We start from the raw sequence: 11,945 nt of genomic DNA, 5'->3' as shown, positions 1-11,945 counted from the left end.
TTTTGAGTGAGGCGATGCCCAACCCCACTTTTTTGATTAATTTTGCACTACATTCATCCCTATCTATGGAAACTCCGCAATACAGACTTTTAGGTACTGATTTTCAAGCGAATACTTCCATCAATAGCCGTCTTAATACTTTAAACATAAATTTTTTAGGAATTTTTGAGGTTTTGACGGTGGTTTGTTAACTTTTCTTAGCAAAATTGTATCTTTTTCCACTCTCTAAATAATTCACCGTAATTTGTTACAGTTATTTTTTATTCCAAAGACGAGAATTGCGGGGCAATGCCGTAAAATAAAAAATCGTCTCAAATTTTTGTAAAAGGTGTTAAATACCCTAATCTTAACAATTTTAGTAATAACTCAGGTTTTGGGAGATGTTTGCCTGAGTGAAGCAATGAAAATTCATGGAGAAATAACGTCTTTCGCTCCAAATGTCATCATTGATGTCATTTACTATTTATTTACATCCCCTTTTTTTTATTTTGGTTTAGGTAGTCTTACTATTTCTTGGTTTATCTATCTATTTGCCGTATCTAAAATGGATTTAAGCTATGTTTTGCCGATTCATGCTTCTAGTTATATCTGTAATGCCTTACTTGCATGGTTAATTTTAGGGGAAAATGTCTCTTTTTTACGTTGGTTTGCTACAGGTTTTATTTCTGTGGGGGTTTTTATCGTTGGTTATAGTCAGTATCGAGAGAAAAAAAAATTAAAACAATTATCTTCTCATGTCACTGTTACACCGAAGGATAAAGTAAGCCCCGTATTTGCATTTATTTCTAGTGGTGTCTTTCTACCTACTGTTTGGTTAGGAGTTATTGTGATGGTGTTAGCAGATAGTATGGGGGATTTATTAAACGCCAAAGGAATGAGACAAATCGCAACCCTCAAAAAATTTGCTGTGGAGGATATTTTTCGTTGGGTAGTAGGAATTTTTACCAACCTTTATATTATTATAGGGGTTTCTTGTCAGGCGATCGCACTTTTACTGTTTCTTTCTCTACTAAGTTGGGATGATCTAAGTTTTGTTAGACCTGCCAGTGCAGTTGGTTATCTTATTACTATCATATCAGCTAAATACATCTTACATGAAAAAATAAGCAAAGGTAGATGGATTGGTATTTCTTGTATTTTATTAGGAGTGGTAACTTTGTCTCAAACTTAAGTTTTCGGAAATGTTTAGTTTAATTCTTGATTTCTAATTGTTAATTCAGCAACAATCATTGAATAATAATTATAAATAACCTACAGTAGAAAAATTATTCATGACCTCTATAAAAAAATTACATCAACAGATTAAAAATAAAGAACGCTCCGCCGTTGAGATTACTCAAGAATATTTACAACGTATTGGTGAATTAGAGCCAAAATTAAAAAGTTTTTTATGTGTCACCTCAGATTTAGCCTTAGAAACAGCGAAACAAGTGGATGAAAAGGTTGCTAGTGGTGAAGAAATTGGCGTTTTAGCAGGTATTCCCATCGCCATTAAAGATAATATGTCCACAAAAGGCATTCCTACCACTTGTGCCTCCAGAATTTTAGAAAACTTTATCCCTAGTTATGAATCCACTGTTACCCAAAAATTAAGGGATCAAGGGGCGGTAATTGTTGGTAAAACTAATTTAGATGAGTTTGCCATGGGAAGTTCTACGGAAAACTCTGGCTATCAAGTCACAGCTAATCCTTGGGATATTGAAAGAGTGCCGGGTGGTTCGTCTGGTGGTTCGGCGGCGGCGGTTTCTGCGGATGAGTGTGTTGTCTCCCTCGGTTCGGATACTGGAGGCTCAATTCGTCAACCTGCTTCTTTCTGTGGGGTAGTGGGGTTAAAACCGACCTATGGCTTGGTTTCTCGCTTCGGTTTAGTGGCTTATGCCTCCTCTTTGGATCAAATTGGCCCTTTTGCTCATACAGTGGAAGATACGGCGATTCTTTTAGGCGCGATCGCAGGTTATGATAGTAAGGACTCCACCAGTTTAAATGTGGAAATCCCCGACTATACCCAATCATTTGCTACAGATTTAAAAGGCTTAAAAGTAGGGGTAATCAAAGAAACCTATTCCGATGGTTTAGATAATATCGTCGCCGAAAAAGTCAATCAGGCAATTAAAGAATTAGAAAAATTAGGGGCGCAGGTGAAAGAAATTTCTTGCCCTCGTTTTCGCTACGGTTTGCCTATTTATTACATTATTGCCCCTTCAGAAGCCAGTGCTAACCTTGCCCGTTACGATGCGGTTAAATACGGCATTAGAGACGAGTCTGCGGATAATCTTTTAGAAATGTACACCAAAACTAGGGCAAAGGGTTTTGGTGCGGAAGTGAAACGTCGGATTATGCTTGGTACTTATGCTCTATCGGCTGGTTATTACGATGCTTATTACCTCAAAGCCCAAAAAGTGAGAACTTTAATTAAGCAAGACTTTGACAACGCTTTTCACGATGTGGACGTGTTAATTTCTCCGACTTCTCCCACTACTGCATTTAAAGCTGGAGAAAAAACTGATGATCCCCTTAGTATGTATTTATCTGATTTAATGACTATTCCTGTTAATTTAGCCGGTTTACCCGGGATGAGTCTTCCTTGCGGTTTTGATGAGAATAATTTACCCATCGGGATGCAATTAATTGGCAATGTTTTGAGAGAAGATGTTTTATTTAAGGTGGGTTATGCTTATCAACAAGTAACTGATTGGCACAATCAAAATCCTAGTTTGTAAATAGGGGTTGAATATATTCAACCCTTATGGAGTAGGGAGTTTTTAAAAGTAGGGGAGTAGAGAGTGGGGAGAGTTTTTTTGCTCTACATTCTACACTTTGATTATTGCCTGTTGCCTATTCCCCATTCCCTACCTTAAGCAATCAATTTAAACGCACGACAGTTAATTAAAAATGACAAAATTAAAAATCGGTTTATTATTCGGTGGCAAATCTGGCGAACATCAAGTTTCTATTACCTCTGCAAGGGCGATCGCCCTTGGGTTTTCAGTGGAAGAAAATAGAGAAAAATATGAGGTCATACCCTTATATATTGACCAAGCAGGTAATTGGTGGGGTAAAGAAGTAGCGGAAGGTATTTTAAAAAGTGGTGAACCCAAACCAGTGGAAAAAGATACTAAGAAAAATTGGCATTTTCCTGAAGAATGTGGTGAAATAGAAGTTTTTTTCCCGATTTTGCATGGTCCTAATGGTGAGGATGGTACAGTACAAGGTTTACTCACTCTCATGGAAGTTCCCTTCGTGGGTGCCGGGGTTTTAGGTTCAGCCGTTGGAATGGACAAAATCGCCATGAAAAACGCTTTTGCCTGTGCAGGTTTACCCCAAGTTAAATATATCGCCGTTAATCGCAGTGAAATATTTTCTAGTCCTTGCGTATTTCCTAAAGTGTGCGATCGCCTCGAAGCTGAATTAGGTTATCCTTGTTTTGTAAAACCTGCCAATTTAGGCTCATCGGTGGGTATTAGTAAAGCTAAAAATAGAGCAGAATTAGAAAAAGCCTTAGACGAGGCCGCTAATTTGGATCGTAGGGTGATAGTAGAAGCAGGAGTGAAAGCAAGAGAGGTAGAGTGTGCAGTCTTAGGTAATGATAACCCTAGTGCCTCTGTGGTAGGAGAAATTACCTATAATGCCGATTTTTATGATTATACGACCAAATATACTGACGGATTAGCCAGTTTGATCATTCCGGCTGATATTCCCAACAATATTAGTGAAACCATCAGAGAAATGGCAATAAAAGCCTTTTTAGCGGTAGATTCAAGGGGATTAAGTAGGGTTGACTTTTTCTATATACCCGAAACAGGAGAAGTATTAATCAATGAAATCAATACTTTACCCGGCTTTACTGCGTTGAGTATGTATCCCAAATTATGGGAAGCATCTGGCATCGGTTTTCCTCAACTATTGGATAAGTTGATTACCTTAGCACAAAATAATTAACCATTACTGTCGGGGTTGAATAATATTCAACCCACCATCACCTGTAGTGCCTAAAATATGATAAAGACTATGTCTTTCTATTTATGTTAACCTGAGTTTTGGATAAGCTGAAAGCATTATCTTGTGGTCAGAAAACCTTATAGCTTCTTAGAAATAAGAATAAAATGGCCTTAACCCGAACTGACGTTACACCCCAAAACCCCAAGCCCCTACTTCCCCTCGCATCCTCTCATCACTTTAACACCTGTAACCTGAAACCTGACACCTGACACCTATCCTTTTCCGATATTCTTAAACCGAACTGAGGTTATGTTAAAATGCCAACTATCTTAAGATATAAAGGTTATCGTTTTTATTTTTATAGTCATGAACCAAATGAGCCTCCTCGTATTCATGTGGACAAAGACAATTTATCGGCAAAATTTTAGTTATCTCCTGTCTTTTTAGCGAGAAACATTGGATTTTCAGGAAAAGAATTACGAAAAATACAAGCAATGGTAGAATCAAATAAAATTATGTTTTTGGAGGCATGGAATGAGTATTTTAGTTGACTTAAGAGTTAAAAATGTCATCATAGATGATGATGATTTAGCAGTAGAAATTATGAATGGACGCACAATAAAAGCACCATTGGCATGCTTTCCCCGTTTATTTAATGTTAGTAAACAACAATTAAATAATTGGCAAATATGTGGAAGAGGCTATGGTATTCATTGGGAGGAAATAGACGAAGATATTAGTGTAGAAGGCTTATTAAGAGGGGCAATTTCGCCCGATTATAAAAAACAATAACAACAAATTAAGTTCAAGTTAATTTGACTTTAAGATGCTTGAATTTCGAGAATAAAAAACTGTTAAAATACCCTTGCTCTCTTTGTATCTTTAGGAGAGAAAATTAGCCGTAGTATTAAGTAAAAAATGAACGATCATCAATCAGAGGAAATAAATGTATCTTTAGACAAAAATAATTCAGAAATAGAAAATAATAACTCTAATTCTACTCTGATACCTCCCAAACAGTTAACCTATGTAAAAAGACCAAAAACCTCACATTCGGGAAAAATTCTCATTGGTTTAGGTATTTCTTTTGCGGGAATTTTACTTGATAATAGTTGGTTAGGGGTAATTGGGTCTATTGTGGCTTTTTCTCTTGCTTTAGTTCAAGTAATACCGTATATAATCCAATGGATTCGGTTTTTTCTTACTCCTCAAGAAAGACAAACTGTTGTGGGGGTGGTGGGTTTAATTCTCGCATCCTTGATTCTGTTTAATTATTTAGGGGTTTATCACGCAGTAGGTAATTGGTTAAATCAGTTTAAATATGATGAATTTGGTTCTTGGGCCGATTGGGTAGGGGCTTTAGGGCAAATTATGATCGCAGTTTTAGCGGTTTATGTGGCATGGCAACAGTATGTAATTTCTAAAGATTTAACCATTCAACAAAATCGTATTACTCAACAGCAAACCATAGATGCTTATTTTCAAGGGCTTTCTGAATTGGTTTTAGGACCTGATGGCTTATTAGAAGATTGGCCTCAAGAAAGAGCGATCGCAGAAGGTCGAACCGCCGCTATTTTAAGTAGTGTGGATGGTTCAGGAAAGGCAAAAATTTTAAGGTTTTTATCTCGTTCTCGTTTAATTACCCCTTTAAAAAGAGATAGTCACCTAGGAAGACCTATTTTAGATGGTTCTGGTGGTTATGCAGAGGATAGAGAGTTTGGTATGAGGGTAATTAATTTAGGAGTAGTGTTGGCAGGATGTAATTTAATGGGACAAGATTTACGTTGGACTGATTTAAGTGAGGCTAATATGGTACGCACCGATTTAAGCAAGGCAGATTTAGTCAAAACCAATTTAGCTCGTACCATTCTTTATGAGGCAGATTTACAAGGGGCGGATATGAAAGGAGTTCGCTTATTTTATGGTGATTTTCATAGTGCTAGTCCTCGTAGTCGTACCCAAGCTCCTAATTTTGAAACTGGAGAATATACAGGGGCGGTAATTGAAAAAGTTAATTTCACAGGGGTGAAAAATCTGAGTGAGGAGAATCGTTATTATTGCTGTTGTTGGGGTGGAGAATATACTCGCTCAACTATTCCGGGGGGTTGTTTAGGTATTCCTGACTGTTTAACTGCCTCTCGTCGTCAACAAGAAAACCTAGAAAGTGAAGATGCTAAAGACGATTAACTAAATCTCTTGCTTTTTTAATGGTTTCGGGAAAAACACCCACGATGGAAGCAAAAACTTCATCACTAACTTTTTCTGCCGTTTCTGAATCAAACCAATGCTCAAATTGATTAAGTATTACCTGCGCTCTTTGGCGAGGGATGGGGTTATCTGTTATTTGTTTGATCAGTTTAACCCATTGTCGGCGGATTAAATATGCCCTTTGTCTTTCCTGAAAATTACTGGCTTGAATTAAAGATAAATTACCAACGGGAATCGCATTAACTAAGTCTTGATCAAAACATCCCCCAATAATTGCCCCCGGTCCTGCAAATTCAGCATAATAGGTCTTAATTAGAATTAAACCATTTTTTTTCCGAGGATTAATCACTAAAAGTTGTTTATGTTTCAAAAATTGTTCTAAACTATTTTCTTGGATGCGATCGCATTCAGTGCCATTCATAAAGATTTAGTCAGTAGTAAACGCCGTTGGCTAGGTATAAATAAACTAAATAAATCCGTTTCTACCTGTTGAATAGTATAGCCATTATTGAGATATAACTTTCGGGCTTTATGATTACTAGCTAAAACATGAAGATAAACATGAGAATAATTATTTTCCTGGGCAATTTGTTCACAGCGAGACAATAATTGACTAGCAATACCTTGACGACGACAATTTTCTCGTACTGCTAAATTGGCAATATAGGCATATTTTTCTTTTTTTGCCCAACGATAGTTTTCTCGAAAAGACAGTTCAACAGTACCTAAAATTTCCTGATTAACCTTTCCCTCAGTATTGTTAATAAAAACAGCAATTAGGCAAATATTTTCTTTCTCATTATTTTGTAGGCGTTTGCGTAAATCTTGACAGACACCAATTTTTATTAAAGGATAAACCCAAAAAGTAACCTCATTAAAATGATTAAAACTTAAAGTCAAAACCTCTGCAATTCCTTCCACATCATCTAAAGTTGCTTGACGAAAGATAGTAGGGGAAGGGGCATAATCCCTCATAGGATTAAAAAATAATTTTGGATACTCAAACCAAGATGATTGCACAATCAGATAATATCAAAGTAAGTAAAAGATAAAATAACAATAATTAAAAGTCATAAACTGCAAGCTATCAATATAATTTATTTTTTCTTACAGTAATAACTAATTATCTTTTTTATTCTATACTCACTGAGGAAATAAAAGAGAATAGTGAACCAGAGTTCAGAGTTAGGAGATTTCGAGGCTCTTGTTTCGCAAGCGTTACGGGGTTCTGAGTTTAAATCAACAGATTTTGACAAAAACAATAAATAACTCAAGCTATGACTAAATAACGTCACTTAGTTAAACGTAAAATAGGCTCAGTTAGTAGTTAGGGCTGAAGCCCTAATTTCAAGAACGTTTTCAGCCCCTCAAGAGGCAACTACGAACTTTTTTTATTTAATTTAGATCTATTTATCGACGAAACTCACGCCATTGTGAGACAATCAGATTAGGTTTCTCTTGAATAATCACTCACTCAAAGAAAACTTATTGTTAAATAGATTTTATCTTATCATCTTGTAACCCATTAATCTCACAGGTACTACATGAAACAACTAAATATCAATAGTTTTACCCAAGCCGCTTTTATAGCAGAGAATGCCTCAGTTATGGGGCAAGTAACTATTGGGGAAGGAGCAAGTATTTGGTATTCTGCTGTGGTTAGAGGAGATGTAGAAAAAATAAAAATAGGGGCTTACACTAACATTCAAGATGGAGCTATTATACACGGAGATCCTCACCAAGAAACCATCCTAGAAGATTATGTTACCGTTGGCCATAGGGCAGTTATTCATTCTGCCCATATCAAGAAGGGTTGTTTAATTGGTATTGGAGCAATTATTTTAAATGGAGTAACTGTAGGAGAAGGTTCAATTATAGGAGCTGGATGTGTTGTAACAAAAGATGTTCCGTCTCATTCTTTAATGGTTGGCATTCCAGCAAAAAAAATTAGAGATGTGAACGAAGAAGAAACCCAAAACTTAATTCAACACGCTCTTAAATACTATCAATTAGGTTTATATCATGCTGGAAAAACTTCCGATAAAGGTTTTTGTTAAGGGCTAACCTTAAAAGAGGTTAGAATAATATAAAATAAACCAATCCCAATCAGAGAGAATGAAGGTATCAGATAAAATAAATACTAATACAATAAAAGAAGATTTAATTCCTTGCACCCCTCACTCCCTTGACTCAGAGTTTATCGATACATTCAAAGGACAAATTTTAAGCTCTGAAAAAGCACAAAAAATGGCTGAGTTTTTCAGTCTACTCGGAGACCCCAATCGTTTAAGAATTCTTTCCGTTTTAGCTAAACAAGAATTATGTGTTTGTGACTTAGCCGCAACATTAGATATGACAGAATCAGCAGTTTCTCATCAACTGCGCACCTTAAAAGCAATGCGTTTAGTCTCTTATCAGAAACGAGGGCGTAAAGTTTTTTATCGTCTTTTAGATCATCATGTTTTGGAATTGTACTCTTCTGTGGCGGAGCATTTAGACGAAACGGATTAACGATTAAAAGCTAAATAAAAAAAAAGTGATGGTGAAAAGGACAAACCCCCCTTTATCCCCAGGGCTGTTTCATTTTCGAGAAAGAAAAAAGAGCGGGAGATAGGGGGAGAGGGAGATGGGGGGATTTTTGTTCATAAAGTTTTAACTAATAGAAAAAAATCCTTGTATCTCTTATTCTTACTTAATCTCAGTTAACCTAATTTTTTACTTTGAAACAGCCCTGTCTTTTATCCCCCCTCTTGAGAGGGGAGGGCAAAGGTAAATAGTTGATAATTAATAACTTCTAACTCCTGTACGGGCGAATGGCCATTCGCCCCTAACTAACTCCGAACCCTAATACCTAGCCTTATCTGATATTCTTAAACCGAACTGAGGTTAATAACATTCATGCCACAGTTAAGGAACTCCAGAAATAAGTTTATTCAACAATGGGGCTAACCTTGGCACGATAAAGTAAATCTTCCCCTTGGCGATAACCCACATAACGTATTTTTACCATTTCAAAGATCTGAGTATCGTCTTGAGTGTCTTCCATTAACTCATGTATTTGGGGATCATATTTAACTGTTTCTCCCACTTCTCCAATAGTTTCTATGCCCCAAAATCTTAATAAATCTTGTACTGGTTGCATTAGTGGTAATAATCTTGTTGCGGGGATTTCTGGATTATTTTTTATAGCGTAGTTAATTGTTGGCAACTGTAAAAGTAAAGATTCTAAAATAGTGATTATGTCTCTTTGATACTCTTTGATTAGATTTTGTCTTAATTGCTCATTTTCTTTTAACAAACGCTCACATTCTAGTTTCAAATCTTTTTCGACTTCATGGGAAGATATTTCTTGGGGAGGTGTGCTTAAATTATCAATTAGAGTTTGAAGAGAAATATCAAAAGCAAAAGCAATTTTTTTGAGTATTCCTAGAGGGATGTTATCAATTAAATTATGTTCAAGACGATAAAACTGTAATTCTGACACTTGAGATTTGCGACTCAGTTCTAAATAATTTTTAATTCCTTTGGAGTTCATCCATTGGTATAAAATTTTTTCCGTTTTATCCTCTGATTGGTTCATAAATTAATAGTAAGATTTTCCATGACATCTTAATATAAAGTATAGATATAAAAAATAGAACTAACAATAGTCTTCTTTTACAGTTTGCTGATTGTAGCAACACTGTCAAATTATATATATACTTAAAAGTGATTTCCAATAACTGAAAAATTAAATTTTTTTGTAGTAATGACAGAATCTAGTAACGCCCCTAAAATCCCTATCAGGGAGTTTATTGGTACAAGACAAACTACTTTATTTCAGAGTTTAAAACAACCCCAGTTCACGGGAGAATTGATTTTTGGTTCGTCAAGAGGAGAAGAGTGGATTTTCTATTTTTATTTAGGAAGAATTATTTTTGCAACTGGGGGAAGGCATCCTGTTAGAAGATGGATGAGGAATGTTGCTAGATTTGCCCCTATATTGATTACTCAAATATCTTCTCTTGATGAAAGTATTATTAATCAGAAAAGTTTTCGTCAATTTTGGGAATACGAATTACTTAGTTATTGGTTAAAACAAGAGGAAGTAACTCGTCAGCAATTAAGTTTAATTATCAAAAATATTATTATTGAAATTTTATTTGATATAACTCAAAGAATGGAGGTTGTTTTTCAGTTGAGAAATAATCAGTCTTTGTCTAGTCAGCTAGTTTTTATTGATCCAGATCAGGTAATTGTTGAGGCTTGGCAAAGTTGGCAAAGTTGGCAAAATGCAAAATTAGCAGACCGTTTTCCCAATCAATGTCCGATTATTAGACAATATGATAAACTTCAGGAAAAAACTTCTCCGAAAACTTATCAGATTATGAGTAAGCTGTTTAATGGGAAAAATACTTTAAGAGATTTGAGTTTACAAATTAATCAAGATTTAACTCAAATAACTAGATCAATGTTGCCTTATATTCAGTTAGGATTGGTTGATTTAATAGATGTTCCAGACATTCCTTGTCCTATCAATTTCACGGATTGAATTTTGATGGAAAATTTTTTGATTAATGATATTCTCTTGTGATAGTTGAGAATGAAGATAAAATAACTGTTAAACTATATCAAAGAAACTAGGACTATTTAATAATTTATTGAGATAACTATGGACGGTTTTTGGGAGAATGTTTTACGCTATCCTCGCTATATGGTGAGTTTGATTTTAGGTATTTTCTTTTTTCTTTGGCAACAAGTAAAACCTTTATTTAATAATCCTCCAACTGCGATCGCACTTTTGGGGTTAATGGTTGGCGGTTTTTTCTTTCTTTACTTTACTTTAAAAGCAATGTTAGGAATTACCCCTGTTTAAAATAAATACATTATTATTTTTTAGTTACACATGGGTGAGGAATGAAAGATAGTAGTGAGGATAGAGAAAAGAAAAAAAGATGTTTTAAAATGCTTAAATTCAAATTTTGTTAAGTATAAATTTTTTATCAGTATATTATAGCAATATCACTGTAACTTTTAAATGCGATCGAGATTATAAATTAAGAGTAAAAAATGAAGAATACTGAGAATAGCAGAAGTAAAGAAGTTTTGAAAATTTTTCAATTGTGATCTTAAGTATTAATAAAAAAATTTGTTTTCACTATAAATTAAGAAGAAAAAGACCTTAATAATCTAACATCTCAATTTATAGCAAAATGACACTAACAAACGAAAAAATATATTAGAAAATAAAAGGAGAATTTTGAGATTATGGCAAATAGTCGTCGTGTAGAAAAAGTATCGTCTTTAATTAGAAAAGAAATCAGTCAAATGCTTATTAGTGGTATTAAAGATGACAGAGTGGGAGCGGGAATGGTTAGTATTCTCGATGTTGAAATGTCAGGGGATTTACAACACGCTAAGGTTTTTGTAAGTATTTATGGTACACCAGAAGCTAAAGCCGAAACAATGGAAGGTTTAAAGGCTTGTACTCCTTTTGTTAGGAGGGAATTGGGTCATCGGATTCGTTTGCGACATACCCCAGAAATTCGCTTTGTTCATGATTCTTCCCTAGAGAAAGGCGATCAAATAATTGATTTGATTAATCGTATTACCCCCCATGATGTTCCTTCTGCGGAGGAGGAGTAGTGTTGTTATTAACTATATGAGGAGAGAGGCTGAAAGGGAGAAACAAGTAATGATTAATGAGTAATGAGAATGAGATTTAGGGGTTTTTTATTCTTAATTATCAACTATTCTCCTTTGCCTAGCGCATCGTTACTCATTACCTTTTTAATTAAAATATAAGGAAAACTAATAAT

14 protein-coding genes and 1 pseudogene are annotated in these 11,945 nt (G+C 35.1%); 12 read left to right on the top strand and 3 right to left on the bottom strand.

Annotation, left to right across the window (positions count from 1 at the left end; genetic code table 11):
* Nucleotides 1-65: 65 nt before the first annotated feature.
* The 7 genes and pseudogenes from CYAN10605_RS19260 (at nt 66) to CYAN10605_RS03300 (ending at nt 6,126) form a co-directional block, all read left to right on the top strand.
* On the top strand, nt 66-191 hold the full coding sequence (locus CYAN10605_RS19260; protein WP_277422492.1) for a hypothetical protein: 126 nt from the start codon (nt 66-68) through the stop codon (nt 189-191).
* A gap of 137 nt (nt 192-328) precedes the next feature.
* The gene (locus CYAN10605_RS03320) at nt 329-1,171 is read left to right on the top strand and encodes a DMT family transporter (RefSeq protein ID WP_015218527.1); all 843 of its coding nucleotides are present in this window, start codon (nt 329-331) and stop codon (nt 1,169-1,171) included.
* A gap of 100 nt (nt 1,172-1,271) precedes the next feature.
* Nucleotides 1,272-2,720, top strand: coding sequence for an Asp-tRNA(Asn)/Glu-tRNA(Gln) amidotransferase subunit GatA (gene gatA, locus CYAN10605_RS03315; RefSeq protein WP_015218526.1), 1,449 nt, complete (start codon nt 1,272-1,274; stop codon nt 2,718-2,720).
* A gap of 172 nt (nt 2,721-2,892) precedes the next feature.
* Nucleotides 2,893-3,939, top strand: a complete 1,047-nt coding sequence (locus tag CYAN10605_RS03310) for a D-alanine--D-alanine ligase family protein (RefSeq protein WP_015218525.1) — start codon at nt 2,893-2,895, stop codon at nt 3,937-3,939.
* Between the two features lie 317 nt (nt 3,940-4,256).
* Nucleotides 4,257-4,490: pseudogene (locus CYAN10605_RS18045) on the top strand (DUF4160 domain-containing protein).
* Nucleotides 4,474-4,731, top strand: a complete 258-nt coding sequence (locus CYAN10605_RS03305; protein WP_015218524.1) for a DUF2442 domain-containing protein — start codon at nt 4,474-4,476, stop codon at nt 4,729-4,731. The pseudogene CYAN10605_RS18045 and the gene CYAN10605_RS03305 overlap by 17 nt, the downstream one beginning before the upstream one ends.
* 126 nt (nt 4,732-4,857) lie before the next feature.
* On the top strand, nt 4,858-6,126 hold the full coding sequence (locus tag CYAN10605_RS03300; protein WP_015218523.1) for a pentapeptide repeat-containing protein: 1,269 nt from the start codon (nt 4,858-4,860) through the stop codon (nt 6,124-6,126).
* Here the strand turns inward: CYAN10605_RS03300 and CYAN10605_RS03295 are convergent.
* A complete protein-coding gene (locus CYAN10605_RS03295; RefSeq protein WP_015218522.1) occupies nt 6,113-6,568 on the bottom strand; it encodes a hypothetical protein in 456 nt (151 codons plus the stop codon). The two genes, CYAN10605_RS03300 and CYAN10605_RS03295, sit on opposite strands and share 14 nt — an antisense overlap.
* A complete protein-coding gene (locus tag CYAN10605_RS03290; RefSeq protein ID WP_133117766.1) occupies nt 6,565-7,167 on the bottom strand; it encodes a GNAT family N-acetyltransferase in 603 nt (200 codons plus the stop codon). Before CYAN10605_RS03290 ends, CYAN10605_RS03295 begins: the two co-directional genes overlap by 4 nt.
* A gap of 524 nt (nt 7,168-7,691) precedes the next feature.
* On the opposite strand from CYAN10605_RS03290, the gene CYAN10605_RS03285 reads away from it, so the two are divergent.
* Complete coding sequence (locus CYAN10605_RS03285) at nt 7,692-8,204, top strand: gamma carbonic anhydrase family protein (protein WP_015218520.1); 513 nt, start codon at nt 7,692-7,694, stop codon at nt 8,202-8,204.
* Between the two features lie 58 nt (nt 8,205-8,262).
* On the top strand, nt 8,263-8,658 hold the full coding sequence (locus tag CYAN10605_RS03280) for an ArsR/SmtB family transcription factor (RefSeq protein WP_015218519.1): 396 nt from the start codon (nt 8,263-8,265) through the stop codon (nt 8,656-8,658).
* 418 nt (nt 8,659-9,076) lie between these two features.
* Here the strand turns inward: CYAN10605_RS03280 and CYAN10605_RS03275 are convergent, their stop codons facing one another.
* Entirely contained in the window at nt 9,077-9,727 is a 651-nt protein-coding gene (locus CYAN10605_RS03275; RefSeq protein WP_015218518.1) for a helix-turn-helix domain-containing protein, read from the bottom strand.
* Nucleotides 9,728-9,895: 168 nt separating this feature from the next.
* Here CYAN10605_RS03275 and CYAN10605_RS03270 point away from each other — a divergent pair, with 168 nt between their 5' ends.
* From CYAN10605_RS03270 to rbfA, 3 genes are all read left to right on the top strand, one after another.
* Nucleotides 9,896-10,678 (top strand): DUF4388 domain-containing protein, encoded by a 783-nt coding sequence (locus CYAN10605_RS03270; protein WP_015218517.1) that lies wholly within the window; start codon nt 9,896-9,898, stop codon nt 10,676-10,678.
* A gap of 120 nt (nt 10,679-10,798) precedes the next feature.
* Nucleotides 10,799-11,002 (top strand): DUF751 family protein, encoded by a 204-nt coding sequence (locus tag CYAN10605_RS03265; protein WP_015218516.1) that lies wholly within the window; start codon nt 10,799-10,801, stop codon nt 11,000-11,002.
* A gap of 392 nt (nt 11,003-11,394) precedes the next feature.
* A complete protein-coding gene (gene rbfA, locus CYAN10605_RS03260) occupies nt 11,395-11,772 on the top strand; it encodes a 30S ribosome-binding factor RbfA (protein WP_015218515.1) in 378 nt (125 codons plus the stop codon).
* Nucleotides 11,773-11,945: the final 173 nt, after the last annotated feature.

The organism is Cyanobacterium aponinum PCC 10605, assembly GCF_000317675.1.
Taxonomy (GTDB): Bacteria; Cyanobacteriota; Cyanobacteriia; order Cyanobacteriales; family Cyanobacteriaceae; genus PCC-10605.
Note: the sequence above shows the minus strand (reverse complement) of the source record. Positions and strands in the feature narration are given on the sequence as shown.